Origin of the sequence: Paraburkholderia haematera (genome assembly GCF_905220975.1) — a bacterium.
GTDB classification, from domain to species: domain Bacteria; phylum Pseudomonadota; class Gammaproteobacteria; order Burkholderiales; family Burkholderiaceae; genus Paraburkholderia; species Paraburkholderia haematera.
Genome location: NZ_CAJNBK010000004.1, coordinates 360,556 through 378,817 on the forward strand (window position 1 = coordinate 360,556; position 18,262 = coordinate 378,817).

The following is an 18,262-nucleotide window of genomic DNA, read 5'->3' on the forward strand; positions in this document are numbered from 1 at the left end:
CCCGTTGCCTTGCCGTGAGACGCATCATGAACGCATCGTCCCATCCTTCTTCGTCCCGCCTTTCGCGTTTTGTCGAGCGCTGCGCCGACGCCATCATGCGGCACCGGCGCATCCTGCTGACGTTGTGCCTCGCGGTGACCGTCGCGCTGGGGTGCTCCGCGACGCGCCTGCGGCTCGATCCCGGGTTCAACAAGATGATCCCGATGCAGCACCCGTATATGCAGGTGTTCAACCGCTATGCGAGCGCCTTTCCGGGTGCCAACACGATCCTCGTGAGTCTGCGCTGGAAGGGTCACGGCGACATCTACAACCAGGCGTTCATGGACGACCTGCGTCACGCGACCGATGACGTGTTCTTCATTCCCGGCGTGAACCGCTCGCGTGTGTTCTCGCTGTTCACGCCGAATGTGCGTTATACGGAGGTCACCGAAGCGGGCTTTCGTGGCGACGTGGTCGTGCCCGGCCAGTTCAGCAGTGCGAATCCCGACGACCTCGCCAAAGTACGCCGCAACGTGGCGCGCTCCGGGCAGATCGGCAGACTGGTCGGCAACGACCTGCATTCCGCGCTGATTCGCGCGGACCTACGCGAGACCGATCCCGTCACTGGCAAGCATCTGGATTACGGCGCGGTGGCGCGGCAACTCGAACAGATTCGCGCGCGCTATTCGAATCAGGATGTCGAAGTCGACATCATCGGTTTTGCGAAACTGGTGGGCGACGTCGAGGCGGGCATCAGCGGGGTGATCGGCTTCTTCGCGCTCGCGTTCCTGATTACGGCGGCGTTGCTGTTCGTGTACACGCGCTCGGCGAAGACCACGGTGCTTGCGCTGTTCGTGGCGTTGCTGCCGGTGGTGTGGCTGCTCGGTGCGTTGCCGATCCTCGGCCTCGGCATCGATCCGATGTCGATTCTCGTCCCGTTCCTGATCTTCTCGATCGGCGTCTCGCATGCCGTGCAGATGACGAATGCCTGGAAACAGGCGCTGGTTACGGGCATGTCCTCGACCGATGCGGCACGCGACGCGTTTCGTAAGCTGTTCGTGCCGGGCACGGTTGCCTTGTTGACGAATGCGCTCGGTTTCATGGTGATCATGCGGATCCAGATCGAGATCGTGCGTGAGTTAGGCGTTACGGCGTGCCTCGGCGTGCTGTTGATGATCGTCACCAACAAAGTGTTTCTACCGATCCTGTTGTCGTACACCCGGCTGGAAGCGGGCACCCTGGCGCGTGCGCAGAACCGTGCGGCGCGAGGCGGCAGCCGCCTATGGACGCGTTTCGCGATATTCGCACGGCCCGTGCCGGCGCTCGGCGTGTTCGCGATCGCGCTGCTGTTGCTGGCGTTCGGCGCAAAGGAGTCACGCAATTTGCAGATCGGCGACATCGGCGCCGGTGCGCCCGAATTGCGCAGCACCTCGCGCTACAACCTCGACAACGCGCGAATCACGAGCGAGTACAACATCGGCGTCGATGCGCTCGCGGTGATTGTCGAGACGACCGGTTTCGACGACGCCTGTCTGCACTATCCGGTGATGAGCGCGATCGAGCGCTTCGAGATGGAGATGCGCGGCGTGGCGGGCGTGCAGTCGGTGGTGAGTGTGCCTTCGCTCGCGAAGATTTCGATTGCCGCCTTCAACGAAGGCAATCCGCGCTGGGGTGCCCTGCCGCGTTCGAGCGATGGCCTCACGCAAGGCACGAGTGCGTTCGATCCGGACAACGGAATGAACACTGAGAACTGCCAGGCGATTCAGGTATTGATCTACACCACTGATCATGAGGGCAAGACGATTGCGCATATCGTCGACGAGATCAAGCGGCTGGCTGCGGCGGACCACACGCCGAATATTGCTTTCCGGCTCGCGGGCGGCAACGTCGGCGTGATGGCGGCGACCAACGAAGCGGTTGGCGATGCCGAGGTAGCGATGCTGCTGTCGATTTTTGGCGCGATCGCGTTGCTGTGCTTCGTGACGTTCCGGTCGTGGCGCGCGGTGTTGTGCATCGTCGTGCCACTGACGGTGGTGTCGATTTTGTGCAATGCGGTGATGGCGTGGCTCGGCATCGGCCTGAAGGTCGCCACCTTGCCGGTGATTACGCTGGGCGTGGGGGTGGGCGTCGACTACGGCATCTACCTGTACGAACGGTTGCAGCATGAAGTGCGCGGGGGCGCCACCTTGCCCGATGCGTTCGCGGCGGCGATGCGTCAGCGCGGCACCGCGGCCTTGTTCACGGCGGTGACCATGTTCATCGGCGTGGGGACGTGGGCGTTTTCGGCGCTCAAGTTCCAGGTGGATATGGGCGTGCTGCTTGCCTTCATGTTCCTTGTCAATCTGTTCGGCGCGGTGTTTCTGTTGCCTGCGCTGGCGGCATGGCTCGGGGTGGAGCGGGCAGAGCGGCATGCGGGCGCGCGGCTTGGCGGGGCGGACGTGCCGAATGCGGCGGATGCGCTGGATCTGCCGGCGGCGCCGGGGGCGTCTGTGCGCGGTGCTGCGTCGGCTCCTGGCGAAGTCGAGCCCGCGGCGCTCGAGCATGGTAATCCCGCGCGCTGACTGGTAGCTGAAGTCCCTAGTCCGTCGGGACGATGAAGGCGGAGTGCGTCGCGCTTATCGTCAGGCGTGAGCGCGAAAGTGTGCGTGCGCTCCGCAAGAACACTAATGACGGCGGCTATACAGGAGCGCCGTCTTTTCCAATGGAGGAGATACGAGATGTCCGCACGTCCCTACAGAATTGAAGCGCAGCCGCTGGTGCAGCGATATGCACGCGGCTGGCATTGTCTTGGTCTTGCCAGTGACTTTAAGGACGGCAAGCCGCACACGCTGAACATCTTTGGCCAACGTCTTGCCGCGTTCATGGATTCGCAGGGGCGCGTGAACGTGGTCGACGGCTTTTGTCCGCATATGGGTGGCGATCTGAGCACTGGCCGCGTGGACGGCGACACGCTGGTGTGTCCGTTTCACGGCTGGCAGTGGGACGGCGAGGGCAACTGCCAGTCGATTCCGTACTGCAAGCGGATTCCGCCGAAGGCAAAAATCGGCGCATGGCAGACGTGTGAACAGAATCAGCTCCTGTTCATCTGGCACGATCCTGAAGGTCATCCGCCGGGCGAGGACGTCGCGATTCCCCGCATCGATGCATGTTCTTCCGACGAATGGTCCGATTGGGTCGTGGACCTGATGGTGATCGGCACCAATTGCCGCGAGCTGGTCGACAACATTTCGGACATGGCGCACTTTTCCACGGTGCACGGCGCGCCGGTCGATTACTTCGCGAACCTGTTCGAAGGACACAAAGCGACGCAATTGCTGGTGGGCCGCAGCGAACGTCTCGGTGACGACGAGTTGATCGCGCTGTCCACTTACTTTGGCCCGGCGTATCACATCACCGAGATGACAGGGCAAAGCGGCGGCCATCCGATTCATTCGATTCTGCTGAACTGCCATGTGCCGATCGACATGAACAGTTTCGAGTTGCGTTATGGCGTGATGGTGAAAAAGGTTCCCGGTTTGTCCGACGAACAGAACATGGAGATTGCGCGCGCGTATTCGAAGCAGGCGCAGGCCGCGTTTTATGAAGACGTGGCGATCTGGGACACCAAGACGCGGATCGACAATCCGTTGTTGTGCGAGGGCGATGGTCCGTTGTATCAGATGCGCGACTGGTATTCGCAGTTTTATCTCGATGCGGCGGATGTACGGCCTTCGAGTACGGCGAGAAAGGTGGTGGAGATCAAGGTGCGCGAAGGCGGTGCGCCGCCGCCTTTGCGACATGTATTCGAGGCGTGATGAACCGTGGCAAGGGCGGTGCATGCGCCGCCTTCAGACTGCCGATCAACCCCACGTTCTTCGGAGCGTGGGGTTTTTTGCATTAGGGATTCGTTGCGACGGAGGGCGCGGCCTCCAGATAGTTCTGGCGGATCTTTTCCGTATTCACGTGAAGCACGTCCACGAGGTAGTGCTGCATACCGCCGTATTGCTGATCGATGACCTCCATTGCCGCGCCGATGTAGCCGGGATCGACGGCCAGGAGCGGGGCCAGCACATCGGGCGCGACGCCGATCTTTTGCAACTGCGCGGTTGCTTGGGCGTTGCCTGCCGCGTTATAGCGGTTCGATTCCAGGTAATTGGCAATTGCGGTAGCGCGATCGACGCCTAGCGCGGACAGCAGCAGGACGGTGGCGAATCCTGTGCGGTCTTTACCGGCGGTGCAGTGATAGAGGATGGTTTTGTTTTCTTCTGCGAGTTTTAGAAACCGGCTGAATTGCGGTTGGTAGTCGCTGGGGAATTGCTTGTAAAGCGAGATCATGAATTGATGCATTTGCGCCGGTGTGGAGCGCTTGAGCAATGGGATGATTGCTTCGGGGGAGAGGTTTCCGGCGAGTACGGGATCGGCTTGCCAGGGGAATTGAGTGGCGAAGGTCTGTTCGGCGGGTTTCTTTTCGCTTTCGGCGCGGAAGTCGAGGATGACGTCCAGGTGCATTGCCTTGAGTTTGGCGACGTCGGCTGGTGTGGCGAAGGCCGGGTTGCCGCTCCGGTAGAGGCGGCCGGGCTGGATCTGGCGGCCATCCAGGGTTGTTAGGCCCGCGAGGTCGCGGGTGTTCTGGATTTTTTCCATCTGGATGTAGGGGGTGGGGGTGGCTTGCTGGGCGGGTTGGGCTGTTGCTGTTATGGCTATCGTCGATAGTAGGGCAGCTAGTGCTGTGGGGATCTTCTGGTTGTGGTTCATGGTTTGGGGTTTGATGGTTTTGGTTAGTGATGGTTTTTTGCCTGTGCGGCGCTTTGTTTGTGTTTTTATGGTGTTGGCCTTTCCTTGTGTTCTTATTGGTTTATTAGTGTTCCCCCTGTGCGGGGGGGCACCTACTTTTCTTTGCCTGCCGCAAAGAAAAGTAGGCAAAAGAAAGCGGCTCACACCGCCAGCTCTTAAGCGGGTCCCCTGGCTTGGAGGAGGTAGTGGTGCATCTGGAATCTGTGCCCTCGCACACTCCACGTTAGTGACAAAGGATTCATCAGCTCCCACTCCGCACTGCGTGCGTCGCGGATCGGCCTGCCAGGGAAACCATAGGCTTCGCTTCACGCACCAGGGGCCATCGGCTTCGCCTCGGCGAAGCGCCTCCGCACTCATGGGCGAACCCCACTTCGCATGAAGTGACCGCGGTCGCGGTGCAACGGTGAGCCGGGAGCCGAACGGAACGCGACGGCGGAAACACGGCGAACGGCTTTACGAATTACCGCGTCGGCGCGCGCAGCGCCGCCGGAAGTATGACGGCCTTGTCACTTACGCTGAATGTGCGAGGGCACCGATTCCAGATGCACCACTACCTCCTCCAAGCCAGGGGACCCGGTTAAGAGCTGGCGGTGTGAGCCGCTTTCTTTTGCCTACTTTTCTTTGCGGCAGGCAAAGAAAAGTAGGTGCTGCCCCGCACAGGGGCAACGCTAATAAACCAATAAGAAATCAAGGAAAGGCCAACACCATAAAAGTACAGCAAGGAAAGGCCAACACCATAAAACCACAAACAAACCGCCGAGCAGGCAAAAAACCTACAACACCAAAACCCCCCGCTCCCGCGCAAGCGTCAACGCCGTATCTTCAATCATATCCTCCTGCCCGCCGACCAGGCGCTTCCTCCCCATTTCGACAAGAATATCCCGCGCCGGAACCCGATACTTCGCTTCAGCCCGCTTGGCAAACAACAAGAACGACGAATAAACACCCGCATATCCAAGCGTCAACGCATCGCGATCAATCCGGATCGGCGCGTCCATGATCGGCACCACAAGATCCTCGGCCACGTCCGAGATACTGAAAACGTCAACACCCGTCTCAATCCCCATCCGCTCGCACACAGCGATAAGAACTTCCATCGGCGTATTGCCAGCGCCAGCCCCGAGCCCAGCAGCAGCGGCATCGATACGATTGGCCCCAGCGGCCACAGCTGCAATCGAATTCGCCACCCCCATCGCAAGATTGTGATGCCCGTGAAAACCCAACTCCGTTTCAGGCTTCAACGCGGAACGAACCAGGCCAATACGCGCAGTCACATCGTCAGGCAACATGTAACCGGCGGAGTCGGTGATATAGATGCAGTTCGCCCCATACGATTCCATCAGCTTTGCCTGTTTGACGAGCTGCTCGGGCGGCGACATATGCGCCATCATCAGAAAGCCAACCGTGTCCATCTCCAGCTTGCGCGCAAGACCAATGTGCTGCTCGGACACGTCAGCTTCCGTACAGTGCGTCGCGACCCGGATCGTGTGCACGCCGAGTTCGTGCGCCATGCGCAAATGTTCAACCGTCCCGATACCCGGCAGCAGCAGGGCGGACACCCTGGCCTGTTTCAGCTCGCCGATCACGGCGCTGAGATAGGCCTCGTCGGTATGCGCGGGAAAGCCGTAATTGACCGATGCGCCACCCAGGCCGTCGCCGTGCGTGACTTCGATGAGCGGCACGCCAGCGGCGTCGAGCCCGCGTGCGATCGAACGCATCTGGTCGAGTGAAATCTGATGGCGCTTGGGATGCATGCCGTCGCGCAACGTCATGTCGTGTACGGTGATGCGGGTGCCTGCTAGTGACATGTCGGACTCCTTATGCAGTGGCGGGCGATGCAGCGAGCATCTGTTGGGCAAATACTTCGGCGGTTCGCGCGGCAGCGGCAGTCATGATGTCGAGATTGCCCGCGTATTTCGGCAGATAGTCGCCGAGGCCTTCGACTTCCATGAATACGGACACACGGCGGCCGTCGAACACGGGGCCGTTTTTCAACGTATAGCCCGGCACGTATTGGCGTACTTCCTCGATCATCGCGTGCACGGAAGCCGTAATCGCTTCGACGTCCGGATCGGTTTCCGTCAGGCAATGGATCGTGTCGCGCATGATCAGCGGCGGCTCGGCCGGATTGATCACGATGATCGCCTTGCCCACCGCAGCGCCGCCGATCTGCTCGATCGCGAGCGAAGTGGTGCGGGTGAACTCGTCGATGTTCTTACGCGTACCGGGGCCGACCGAACGCGACGACACGGTCGCGACAATTTCGCCGTACACCACGCGCTGCACGCGCGAAACCGCATACACCATCGGAATGGTCGCCTGGCCACCGCACGTGACCATGTTGACGTTCATGGCCTGCTGGTCGATCTGCGCAGCGAGGTTGACCGGCGGCACGCAGAACGGGCCGATCGCAGCGGGTGTCAGGTCGATCACGCGCACGCCGCGCGCGGTCAGTTTGTCAGAGTGCTCGCGGTGCACGTATGCGGAAGTGGCGTCGAAGGCGATGCGGATATCGTCGGCGGCCAGATGGGGCAGCAAGCCGTCAATACCGTCGGCAGTCGTTTTCAGTCCCATTTCGCGGGCCCGCGCGAGGCCGTCGGAGTCAGGGTCGACGCCCACCATCCACACGGGTTCGAGCACCGCGCTGCGGCGCAGTTTGTACAGCAGATCGGTGCCGATGTTGCCGGGCCCGATCAACGCGCATTTGATCTTGCTCATTCAATGGATCCTCAAGGAAAAGACACTCAAACGGTCAGATGAAGCGCACAGCGCAACTGCCGATGCCTTCAATCCGCATGTGCAGCTGGTCGCCGCAAGCGACAGGTATCAATGCCGCCAGCGAACCCGACAGCACGACTTCTCCGGCGAGCAATGGCATGCCGAGTTCGCCTAGCGTGTTCGCAAGCCATGCCACCGCATCGGCCGGGTGACCCAGCGCGGCAGCGCCGATTCCCTCCGCTACACGCGCGCCGTTCTTATCGAGCGTCATGCGGCAAGCGGCGAGATCGAGCGCGTGCGGTGAGACGCGCTCATCGCCGAGCACGTAGACGCCACAAGAGGCGTTATCGGCCACCGTGTCGCCGATGCGGATCGCCCAGTCGCGGACGCGCGAATCGACGATCTCGAAGCAGGCGCCGACGGCTTCGGTTGCGGCCAGCACCGCGTCTCGCGTGATGCCCGGGCCGCGCAAATCGTCTTTCAGATAGAACGCAATTTCGCCTTCCGCGCGCGGTGCGATCAGCTTCGCGATCGGGATGTCCTCGCCTGCGACGTAGTGCATACCGGACAGGAGCACGCCGAAATCCGGCTGGCGCACGTCGAGCATGTCCTGCACGGCCTGGCTCGTTACGCCGATTTTCTTGCCGACAATGGTTTCACCCGCTTCGATGCGGCGTGCGACGAAATGCTGCTGCACGCGGTAAGCGTCGGCGAGCGACAACCCGCCGGCGCGTGCCGAGAACGGTGCGATCGGCGCGCGCTCGCGCCATGCGTGGTAAAGCTCGTCGCCGAGTGTGGCGTGAAGTGTCGAAGTCATGGCGAGCGCCAATAGAAAGGGAAAAGCGCCGGGGCGGACCTGAATCCGTCCCCGGTCGTGGCCTCAAACGAGGTGCAACGAGATCAATTACCCGCGCCGCGAATCGCGTCGGGTGAGAAGTACGCTTCGGTCAGTTGCGAGCCGCGCGTGAGCACGGGCATCGGTTCCTGATTCGACAGACGGTCCGCGTAGTAGGCGCCCGAGATCAGATCGTGATAGAACACGGAGGTCGAGTAGAACGTTTTGGCGTCGAACGCATAGAGCGTCGGGGCGAGGTTGGTGCGCCACAGCGTGCCGCGGGCGTCGTAGTTATCGGCGGTAACTGCGTTCCAGGTGTCTTCGTCGAGATACAGCACTCGTTTCGCATATTGATGGCGATAACCGGATTTGAGCGTCGCCTGCAACACCCACACGCGATGCAGTTCGAAGCGCATGTACTGCGTGTTCTCATGGCCCTTGGTCAGAATATCGGTGTATTTGATCGACGGGTCCATCAGTTTGTAGTTGTCGTACGGCACATACACTTCGCGCTTGCCGAGGATCTTCCAGTCGTAACGTTCGCCTGAACCGTTGAAGAGGCGATCGTCGTCGACGGTGCGAAAGCCGCCCGGGCCTTCGGGTTGATCGAAGCCGAACTCAGGCGCCTGACGCACGCGCCGTGTGCCCGGGTTATAGGACCACGTGCGGCGTGTATCGGAGCCTTCCTGGTCCCACATCTCAAAGCCGGTGATGATCGTGCCGCGATCGGACAAGGGCAGCATGGTGGTCTGACGGAAGAAGCTCTTTGCGTTCAGCGCGTTCTTCGGATCGAAGTGGTCGGCGCTGCGCGGCCCGTAAATCGCGTACTGCACCTTACCCCATGCAATATTGCCGTCGGGGTAGACCACGGCCTGATCGTAGGTCGCGGTTTCGCCTTCGATCGCCGATGCGAAACGCAGATTCCACATCGCCTCGACACCGTGTTTCGGCACCGGGAACGGCGTGACCGGCGGGAAATCCTTGAGGCCGTTCTGGTCTTTCGTCATCGTGGTGGTCGGCGCGTACAGACGGATGTCCTTGTACACGGCGTCGCCATAGCTGAAATCGCGGTGGCTCGGATAGACCGGAATCTTGAAGGTATCCGGATACTTCTTGAGCAGCGCTTTCTCGCCGTCGGTGAGACGCGCTTCGTACTGCTGCATGTTCTGCGCGGTGATCACGAAGAGCGGTTTCTCGTTCGCATACGGATCGGGAAAGCGCTGGCCCGGCTTGTAGTCGACGCCCGACGGCGTGCCGAACCATTTGCCGCTCCACGCGGGAATCGTGCCGTCGGCGTTGCCCGCGCGTTCGGCACCCATCGGCGTGAGCGGACCTTCGAGTTTGGCGATATCTTCGGGGCTGGTTTTGGCGAACGATGGGGCGCCCAGTGCGGCTGCGAGCACCGCGCCTGCCGCGAAAACGCCGACACGCAGTGTGGGATTGAAAATTCGACTCATGACCAAATCCTCTTGCAGTAAAAATACGGCTGATTCAAAGGGTGATGCTTGCTGCAAAGCGCCTGAAACACAGGGCGCTCATCAAGCTCGGCGTGCGGCATCAGAACGAGTAGGTCGCTGTCGCGAGCACATAATCGCGATCGGCGAGCGGGCGATTGTTCGGGTCCGGCGTGCCGAGGAATTTCGCGTAGACAATCCCGAGCTTCAGGTTGCTCAGGCGCGTGAAGTTCACACCGACCGTCACGCGGTGGTCGCCCACGCCGGTCAATGAACCCAGCGCACCGGATAGTGCGGATTTGCCGGTGAAGTCGTCGGCATAGGTGATCGGCACGTCGACGTCCCAGCCGTTGAAGACGTTCTTGTAGCTGAGGGTCCATGCCACCTCGAAGGCGGCGGAATTGCGCGTGTTGCTGAGCGTCGTCGAGCCCATGATCGGCGTGAGGTTGCCGGCGTGCACATACGAGACTTCACCTACCAGCGTTTGCGATGCGGCAAGGAAGGTCGGTCCGATCGAATAGATTGCGGAGAGATTCGATTGCCATACGTCGCCGCGCGTGGACTGTGCACCCGCGGGTGTGTTCACGAGCACCGCGGCGCCTTGACGGTACGACGTTTCACCAGCGACGTTCACGCCGTTCAGATCGGTCGAGAAGCTCAGGCCGGAGAGTTTGATGTGGTCGAAGTACTTTTGCTGGTACTGGAGCGTCGGGAAGAACGTCGTGACGACACTCGGGTTCATGTCGTTGTAGTGCAGGTAGTACGCACCGATTTCGGTGTCGCCGAACACGCGCCAGCGTGCGCCCACACCCCACTGGTCGTCGCCGTTCGGCCGGATGTCGTTGCCACGCGGAATCTGGATGCCGCCCGGCCCGATGATGTATTGCGCGCCGGGGCCGACGACGTCCGAGTAGCTCCAGAAGGCGCCGGGCGGCACGAGTCGGTTAGGCTGGAACGCAAACTGGTAATAGCCGAGCAGGCTGAAGTTAGGCGCGATTTGCCACTGCGTCGAAATCTGCGGCACGGGCAGCAGGATGTCCTTGACCTCCGCTCCGGCCACATAGCTCGCGGTCGCATTGGCCGGCCCCTGGGCGCCCGAGATGTTCGGAAAGAACACGCTTTCGCCCCACGCGACCACTTGCTCGCCCACCTTGACGTTCAGACTCGTGCCGCCCAGATGAATCGTGTCGTACGCATAGGCTGCGAGCAACTGCGGATATCCGCCGGCAAAGTAGCTCGCGTCGCTGGTGAACTGGTTATACGCGCCGCTATGGTTGACGGTGAAGGGCGCGTCGTTGTTGTTCGGGTGCTGGTATGCCTGATCGTAGAACACGTTGGCTCGCACGAAGACACCCCAGTCGTCGTGCTTGAGGTTCACTTCGCCGAGCAGGCTGACCTGATTCTCGATCAGCTTGTTCTTCGCGAAGTTGCGGTCGCCGTCGTCGCCGTTGATGTTTTCGGGCGTCAGCAGATTGCCGCTCGGCGCGCGCGTGCGCATTCCAAGGCCGTAGCCGAGCGTGAAGGTGTAATCGAGCGTGGTGTCCGCGCCGAGATTGACCGTGTCGCCCGCGTAAGCCGATGTGGCGAACGTCGTCATCGTTGCTGCCGACGCCGCTGCCAGCACGGCGAGTCTGCATGCCGCGCACACCGCGCGCATCGCCGGTGCGCGCTCTTGTGTTCCGTTGATCTGCATTCCGTCTCCTCTGTGGTCACTTCTGAAATTTGTTGTGATCAGAGGTTAGGGGGCACGTGCGGCGCGAGAATCGTCAAAACGGACTAGTCGCTTGCCCCAGGGATGCGAGGCGTGCGTGTGTGAATGCGTCTACGGCTTGGTGGCGAACGCCTTGTGCATGTCGGTGGCCGCGAGGAAGGCGGGCACTTCGCCGCCGCCTTCGAGAATCAGATTGCTGCCCGATGCATAAGCGGCGTGCGGCGAGGCGAGGAACAGGCACGCGGACGCAATGTCGCCGGGTTTCGCGAGCCGGCCGGCGGGAATCGTCGCGGTGATGTTGTCGAGCGCGGCCGCGCCGTCCGCCGATGAGGACCCCATATGGCCGCTGGTGGCGGCTTCGGTTTCGACGAGACTCGGGCTCACTGCGCACACGCGAACCTTGGGAGCCCATTCCACGGCGAGCGAGCGCACCGCATTCAGCAGGCCGGCTTTTGCCGCCCCATAGGCCGCTGTTCCCGGTGACGCCCGCAAACCGCTCACGCTGCCGATGAACAGCAGAACGCCGCCTTCCGCCTGCTGTTGCATCAGCGCATTCGCACGTTGCGCGAGTTGGAGCGGCGCCAGCAGGTTCAGGCGGATGACGGCTTCGGTGAAGCGCGGCGAGGCCTGCGCGGCGAGCGCGAAGGGCGCACCGCCCGCGTTGTTGACGAGCACGTCAAGCCGGCCGGTTTCGCGTTCGATCCGCGCGAGCATGGCGTCGATTGTGTCGATGTCGCGTACGTCCGCGGCGATGAAACGTGGGGCGTTCTCAGGAAAAACCGCCTTCAGACCCTCTTGCGGATTTGTCTGCGAGTCCGCCGCTGCGCTCGCGGGCGGCGTGCGGCCGCAGACGTACACCGTTGCGCCCGCGTCGCCGAACGCTTGTGCGATGGCCGCACCGATCCCTTTGGTGCCGCCGGTCACCAGCACCACCTTGCCGCTGAAATCGAACCCGTTCATTGCCGTTTTCTCCGTTCGTTCATGTGGGGCCGATGGTAGGAGAAATGCGGCGCTGCCTCGTAGTCTGAAAAGACGATGTTCCGCGGTGGATTCGAAGGGATGATGTTTTCGCTGGCGACCCTCGCACAATCTGCCGCGCCGAAGAGCGCGGCGCGAGGCAGTGACCAACTTGCATGGGGCAGGAGTAAGCGCTGAAGCGCTAACTCCTGCCGACTCGCAATTTGCATGGGGCAGGAGTAAGCGCTGAAGCGCTAACTCCTGCCGACACCGGAGACAAGCGCGCATGAATGCAACACCCACCGAGTCCCAACACGCCGATGCGCACGCCAGGTCCGGCAACGCGCCTGCCGCTCTGCATGCACCCAAGGGGATTTTCACGGAAGTCCCTGGCGGCCTGACCCTGCATCACTTCGAAGCCGGCAGCGGCGCGCCCGTTGTGTTCATTCACGGCAGCGGGCCCGGCGCGAGCGGCTTCAGCAACTTCAAGCACAACTACCCGCAGTTCGCCGCCGCCGGTCATCGCGCGATCGTGGTCGATCTGCCGGGCTACGGCGCATCGTCGAAGCCCGCGGACGTGAACTACACGCTCGACTTCTTCGTCGACGCGTTGCGTGCGCAACTCACCGCGAACGGCATCGGCCGGGCGACCCTGCTCGGCAATTCGCTCGGCGGCGCGATCGCGTTGCAATACGCGCTCGACTATCCCGACGACGTGGACAGCCTGATCATGATGGCCCCGGGCGGTGTCGAGGAGCGCGAGACCTACTTCAGGATGGAGGGCATCCAGAAGATGGTGTCGCTCTTCACGAACCGCCAGATGAACCGCCTGACGATGCGGCAATTGCTCGAACTGCTGGTGTTCGATCGCAGCCTCGTCACGGATGCGCTGGTCGATGAGCGTCTCGCCGTGTGCGAACAGCAGCCGCCGGAAGTGCTGTCGACCATGCGCGTGCCCAACCTGACAGAACGGCTCGGTGAACTCAAATGTCCGGTGCTGGGATTCTGGGGCACGGACGACCGCTTCAATCCGGCCAGCGGCGCGATGCGTTTTCTCGAACATTGCGCCGATGCGCGCTTTGTTCTGATGAATCGCTGCGGACACTGGGTCATGGTCGAGCATCGGCGGTATTTCAATCGCGAATGTCTGGAATTTCTCGCGGAACGGCGCGCCGCTTGAGGCATGCTTTGGATGCGGCCTCGCGGGCGTGATTGGCATGATCGGTGTGACTCGTGTGACTCGTGTGACTCGTGCGCCCCGTGTGACCGGCTAAGAGCCTGGCGCCGCAGAAACCCCAACTACAACATGACGGAGACGCTATGACATTTCCCCATCAACTGTTCGACATGAGCGGCAAGGTGACCGCCATCACAGGCGGCGCGCGCGGCATCGGTGCGCAGACGGCCCGCACGCTGGCGGCGGCCGGTTCGGCGATCGCGGTGCTCGACGTACTGACGGAGCCGGGCGAGCAACTGGTCGCCGAGATCAACGAGTCGGGCGGCCGCGCGGCGTTCTGGAAGATGGACGTCACGCAGGAGGACAACGTGCAGCGCGTGTTCGGCGAAATCGCCACGCGCTTTGGACGGCTCGACGCCCTGGTGAACAACGCCGGTATCGAAGGCGCGAATCTGCCCACGCACGAAATGACGCTGCAGCAATGGCAGAAAGTCATCGATGTGAATGTGACAGGCGTGTTTCTCTGCACCAAGTATGCGATTCCGCACATGTTGGCGGCGGGAGGCGGTTCGATCGTGAATCTGTCTTCGATGTACGGGCTGGTCGGTGGGCCGGACGTGCCGGCGTATCACGCATCGAAGGGCGCGGTGCGATTGATGGCGAAGACCGAGGCGATGCTGTACGCCACGCAGAACATCCGCGCGAATTCCGTGCACCCCGGTTTTATCCGCACGCCGCTGCTGGAAGAGGCATTCGCCAAGCTCGGTGATCCGGAGCAGATTTTCGAGCATATGAAAACGCTCGTGCCGCTCGCGAAAATCGGCGATCCGCAGGATATCGCAGCAGGCATTCTGTATCTGGTGTCGCCGGCCGGCCGTTATGTGACCGGCACGGAGCTGGTGATCGACGGCGGCTACACCGCACGTTAGGAGAGCAGATGAATACCAGCGAAAACATGAAGGCCCGCCTCGTCGACTATATCGAGGCGTTCAACGCGGCCGACGCTTCACGCGTCGTCGCATTGTTCGCCGATAACGCGAGCGTGGAGGACCCGGTCGGCACGCCCTTGAAAGAAGGCAAAAGCGAGATCGAAACGTTCTATACGTATGCGACGACGGTGGGCGCCCGGCTCGAACTGATGGCGCCGCCGCGCGGCTCGCACGGCAACAGCGCGTCGATCAGCTTTCGCGTGCATATCACGGGGCAGGACGGCCGGCCCGCGCACATCGACGTGACCGACGTCATGGACTTCGACGCTGCCGGCAAGATTCTGCGCATGCGTGCGTACTGGGGCGCGGACGACTATCACGTGCTCGCGGACGCGAGCTGAACCGGGACGGCGGGGCGATGGCGCTCTACTAGTTCAACGGCAAGCGGCCGCGCGTCGATCCGTCAGCGTACGTTCATCCGAGCGCTGTGCTGATCGGCGACGTGACGGTGGGCGCCTGCTGTTACATCGGGCCGCATGCGAGCCTGCGCGGGGATTTCGGCTCGGTGGTGGTGGAGCGCGGCAGCAACGTGCAGGATAGTTGCGTATTGCACACCGGCGTGGCGAACGCGTGCCGGCTTGGTGTCGACAGTCATGTCGGGCACAGCGCGATCATTCACGGCGCGACCCTGGAACCGAACACGATGGTCGGCATGCATGCCGTCGTGATGGACGGCGTCGTGCTCGGCGTGGCGAGCATCGTGGCCGCTTGCGCGTTCGTCAAGAAAGACTGGCGGGTGCCCGCGGGCGTACTGGTGGCCGGGGTGCCGGGGCGCGTGGTGCGTACCCTGAGCGAAGAAGAGATCGCGGCGAAATCGTCCGGAACCCGGCTTTACCAGCAACTCGCGGCGGATTGCCTGCGCACCATGCGCAGCGTTGAGGGTTGACGCCGCGCATTGGGTGGCATTAGTGCGGCGCCAAGGTTCAAACGCTGCGGCCGGTTCGACAAGCGTGCCGGCCGCAGCGCTCTTTCCTACCTTTGCTACGTCACATACCCCTGCGCCACATTGATCAGCTGCACGCGATTGCGCACGTTGAACAACTGCCGCAGGCGCCGCAAGTGGTAGTCGACGTTATGCGGCGACAGCCCGAGGAAGTAGGCAATTTCCTTGTCGCGCTGCCCTTGCACGACTGCTTTCAGCACCGCATGCTGCAAATCGCTCAGCGGGACGCGTTGCTGCTGCGCGGGCGCGATTCCGATCACGCTTTTCGCGTGCGTCCAGATGAATTCGTGGATCGTGTGCGCGAACATCAGCGTTTCGGCCACGATCGACTCCGTCATCCAGCGCGGGTTGCCGATCTCCGAGTTGAAGCACAGGCTCGCGCTCAGTTCCGGCTCGGGCAGCGGCATCTGCGTGAGGATCCCGCTTTTACGGCCGGTGGCCTCCAGCAAGTCGATCAGCCCACCGAGCCGCTCGCTGCGCATCTGCGCGCGCGGCTGGTCCGCTCGCATGTCGGCGGTATTCCAGAGGAACGGCATACCAGTCGGCGACGCCAGCGCAACGCGCGGATCGAGCTCGAAATAACGCTCGCGGAAATAGCGCGTGAGCCATGTCTGCGACTCGTAGCTGGTCAGCACGAACATCGTTTTGTGATGCGCGGTGGTGCGCGTGGCCGAATAGCTGAACGAGTCGAAGCCGAGTTGCCTGATGCGCCGCCGCACGAATTCGATGCGGTCCTGCGCGCTGCCAAATCGCACCAGCGGACTGATTATCGGTGCGGCTCGCCGCGCGGCGGGCGAAGGCGTGCCAATCTCCTCCTCGGTGAAGAGCGTGAGGAAACCTGCGGGCGCCACGCCTGATGCGGGGCGGGCGGATGCCCTGGATGCTTCAGCCGCGTGGGCTGATTTCTCGGGTTGCCGCGTGCCGGCCGGGTAAACCGGTTGTGCGGTAACCGCTGAGTTGTAAGCCGCCGACACGTGGCTGGCTTCGCCTTGCGGCGAGCCGGTCAGCCAATGCGGCAGCGTATCGCATTCGTGTTCCATGAAACGGTAGCTCCAGCGTTCGAAACGCGTGAAAGACGACAACCTGGATGATTAACTATTTCCAAATATTACGGTAGCCGGTTCCTTGCTATCATTTTTGAGATCTTGCGCTGACCTCTAGTCGACCAAACCGGCGATACGGGTGTGGCAGGGTTTGCTCATGTGCATACGGGACCTCCCAGGAAGAGACGTGATGGCAAAAATTCCAAGGCTGACAACGACGCTTGCGTACGACCGCTATATGGCGGGCCAGAAACTGGTGTCGAGCGTGGATCGCCCGTGGCGGCACCTGGTGCTGCGCTCGTACCTCGAACCGGACGAGCAGGAACTGCTGGAGGCACCTGGCCTGCAGGACGTCACGCTGATGACGCTCGGCAGCGGCGCCGAGCACCTCGAGCGCAACCTGAACGGACGCTGGGAAAGCGCCGACCTGCGCGTGGGCGACGTCTGGTTCGTGCCGCCCGTGCCGATCGCGTGGCGCTGGCGTTCGATCAGCGATGAGCCGCTGTCGACCGTCCATTTGCACCTGGAGCGCAGCCTGATCGACAGCGTAGCCGACCAGATGGAGCTGGGCGGCTCACGCGAACTGTCGCTTGGCGACGCGATGCAGTTTCATGATCCACTGATCGCCGCGATGCTCGGCGCCTTGCATCGCGCCGCGGGCGACCCTGCCGACTCGCGGCTGTATGTCGACGCGCTGGCTCACGCGCTCGCCGCTCATCTGTTGCAACATTACTCGCGCGACGCTCACGCCGAGGCCGGCCTGCCGCCGCAGCCGGAGCGCCTGGTGCCGCGCCGCATCCGCCGTGTAACCGATTACATTCGCGCCAATCTTGCCGCCGATCTGGCCATTGGCGAACTGGCCGCGCAGGCCGGGTTAAGCAGCTTTCATTTTGCTCGTGTGTTTCGCCGCGAGACCGGTGAAACACCTCATCAGTTTGTTACGCGCTTGCGGCTCGAGGAGGCTGCGAGGCTGTTGCGGGCCACCGATCAGCCGGTGCTGCAAATCGCGATCGCGGTTGGTTTCGAGAACGCCAGTCATTTCTCCGTGCAGTTCAAGCGTGGCTACGGCGTGACGCCGCTTGCCTACCGGCTGCGCGGCTGAGAGTCGGGTTGCGCGGGCGGGATCGTGTGAGCGGCTCGTCGGCGTCCGACACCCGAGCAGCAGGCCGACGATTGACGGCACGCGGGCGGCTCGCCTGTCGTGATACGTTGTGCTGCTGTTGCTGTGCTGCACGGGGATGTCCGGTCGCCGCATGGCACAGCGCAGCGTGACCCGCTGCGGTGGATCATCGAGGGCAAGGGTCAATGAATCGCCAAAACGGCAATCACGCACTTTTCGCAGTTTGCTGCGCATTGCGCGGCTTGCAAACTACGAACTTTCGTGGCGTTGCTGGAGATGGATCTGGCATGGGCGTGCCTTGATGCTGTTCCGTCCAGTCCTGGACCCTTCGGGTTCAATATGTGGTACGCGTGAAGCCGCCTGCAACCGTTGTGCCTGCTGGGTTGCGATGGGTGGCAGCGATTCGCGCCGGGGCGCCATGAGCTGGCGGCGCCCTGCACGTTGTGCAGTGGTCGCCGCCACTGGTTCAACTGGCCTGACCAGATGTACCGCAACTGTATCTGTCGAAGCATTGCATCGGCCGACAGAATGATGCGCCTGCAGCCTCGCCCCAGCCGGCGTCT

At 62.2% G+C, this 18,262-nt stretch carries 15 protein-coding genes; 7 read left to right on the forward strand and 8 right to left on the reverse strand.

Annotated elements, in window-relative coordinates; all coding sequences use genetic code 11:
• Positions 1-26: 26 nt before the first annotated feature.
• Complete coding sequence (locus KHO23_RS11340) at positions 27-2,540, forward strand: efflux RND transporter permease subunit (RefSeq protein ID WP_211611099.1); 2,514 nt, start codon at positions 27-29, stop codon at positions 2,538-2,540.
• A 156-nt stretch (positions 2,541-2,696) separates the two neighbouring features.
• On the forward strand, positions 2,697-3,773 hold the full coding sequence (locus tag KHO23_RS11345) for a Rieske 2Fe-2S domain-containing protein (protein ID WP_211611100.1): 1,077 nt from the start codon (positions 2,697-2,699) through the stop codon (positions 3,771-3,773).
• An 82-nt stretch (positions 3,774-3,855) separates the two neighbouring features.
• Here KHO23_RS11345 and KHO23_RS11350 read toward each other — a convergent pair whose 3' ends face one another.
• The 7 genes from KHO23_RS11350 to KHO23_RS11380 all read right to left on the reverse strand — a co-directional run bounded on the left by KHO23_RS11350 (position 3,856) and on the right by KHO23_RS11380 (position 12,430).
• A complete protein-coding gene (locus KHO23_RS11350; protein ID WP_236066797.1) occupies positions 3,856-4,713 on the reverse strand; it encodes a tyrosine-protein phosphatase in 858 nt (285 codons plus the stop codon).
• Between the two features lie 812 nt (positions 4,714-5,525).
• Positions 5,526-6,560: a 4-hydroxy-2-oxovalerate aldolase gene (gene dmpG, locus KHO23_RS11355; RefSeq protein WP_211611101.1), complete on the reverse strand. Its 1,035-nt coding sequence runs from the start codon at positions 6,558-6,560 to the stop codon at positions 5,526-5,528.
• A gap of 10 nt (positions 6,561-6,570) precedes the next feature.
• The gene (locus tag KHO23_RS11360) at positions 6,571-7,470 is read right to left on the reverse strand and encodes an acetaldehyde dehydrogenase (acetylating) (protein WP_211611102.1); all 900 of its coding nucleotides are present in this window, start codon (positions 7,468-7,470) and stop codon (positions 6,571-6,573) included.
• Positions 7,471-7,504: 34 nt separating this feature from the next.
• A complete protein-coding gene (gene dmpE / locus KHO23_RS11365; protein WP_211611103.1) occupies positions 7,505-8,287 on the reverse strand; it encodes a 2-oxopent-4-enoate hydratase in 783 nt (260 codons plus the stop codon).
• A gap of 83 nt (positions 8,288-8,370) precedes the next feature.
• Positions 8,371-9,762 carry a DUF1329 domain-containing protein gene (locus tag KHO23_RS11370; RefSeq protein WP_211611104.1) on the reverse strand — a complete coding sequence of 464 codons (1,392 nt, stop codon included), beginning with the start codon at positions 9,760-9,762 and terminating at the stop codon, positions 8,371-8,373.
• A 100-nt stretch (positions 9,763-9,862) separates the two neighbouring features.
• Positions 9,863-11,452, reverse strand: a complete 1,590-nt coding sequence (locus tag KHO23_RS11375; protein ID WP_211611105.1) for a DUF1302 domain-containing protein — start codon at positions 11,450-11,452, stop codon at positions 9,863-9,865.
• Between the two features lie 129 nt (positions 11,453-11,581).
• On the reverse strand, positions 11,582-12,430 hold the full coding sequence (locus KHO23_RS11380; RefSeq protein WP_211611106.1) for an SDR family oxidoreductase: 849 nt from the start codon (positions 12,428-12,430) through the stop codon (positions 11,582-11,584).
• Between the two features lie 283 nt (positions 12,431-12,713).
• Here KHO23_RS11380 and KHO23_RS11385 point away from each other — a divergent pair, with 283 nt between their 5' ends.
• The 4 genes from KHO23_RS11385 to KHO23_RS11400 all read left to right on the forward strand — a co-directional run bounded on the left by KHO23_RS11385 (position 12,714) and on the right by KHO23_RS11400 (position 15,479).
• Positions 12,714-13,607, forward strand: coding sequence for an alpha/beta fold hydrolase (locus KHO23_RS11385; RefSeq protein WP_211611107.1), 894 nt, complete (start codon positions 12,714-12,716; stop codon positions 13,605-13,607).
• Between the two features lie 140 nt (positions 13,608-13,747).
• Complete coding sequence (locus tag KHO23_RS11390; RefSeq protein WP_211611109.1) at positions 13,748-14,533, forward strand: SDR family NAD(P)-dependent oxidoreductase; 786 nt, start codon at positions 13,748-13,750, stop codon at positions 14,531-14,533.
• Positions 14,534-14,541: 8 nt separating this feature from the next.
• Positions 14,542-14,934: a nuclear transport factor 2 family protein gene (locus KHO23_RS11395; RefSeq protein WP_211611111.1), complete on the forward strand. Its 393-nt coding sequence runs from the start codon at positions 14,542-14,544 to the stop codon at positions 14,932-14,934.
• Positions 14,935-15,020: 86 nt separating this feature from the next.
• A complete protein-coding gene (locus KHO23_RS11400) occupies positions 15,021-15,479 on the forward strand; it encodes an LbetaH domain-containing protein (RefSeq protein ID WP_236066798.1) in 459 nt (152 codons plus the stop codon).
• Positions 15,480-15,574: 95 nt separating this feature from the next.
• Here KHO23_RS11400 and KHO23_RS11405 read toward each other — a convergent pair whose 3' ends face one another.
• Positions 15,575-16,576: a helix-turn-helix transcriptional regulator gene (locus tag KHO23_RS11405; RefSeq protein WP_211611113.1), complete on the reverse strand. Its 1,002-nt coding sequence runs from the start codon at positions 16,574-16,576 to the stop codon at positions 15,575-15,577.
• Between the two features lie 193 nt (positions 16,577-16,769).
• Between KHO23_RS11405 and KHO23_RS11410 the strand changes: the two genes are divergently transcribed.
• Positions 16,770-17,681 carry an AraC family transcriptional regulator gene (locus KHO23_RS11410; protein ID WP_211611115.1) on the forward strand — a complete coding sequence of 304 codons (912 nt, stop codon included), beginning with the start codon at positions 16,770-16,772 and terminating at the stop codon, positions 17,679-17,681.
• Positions 17,682-18,262 lie beyond the last annotated feature (581 nt).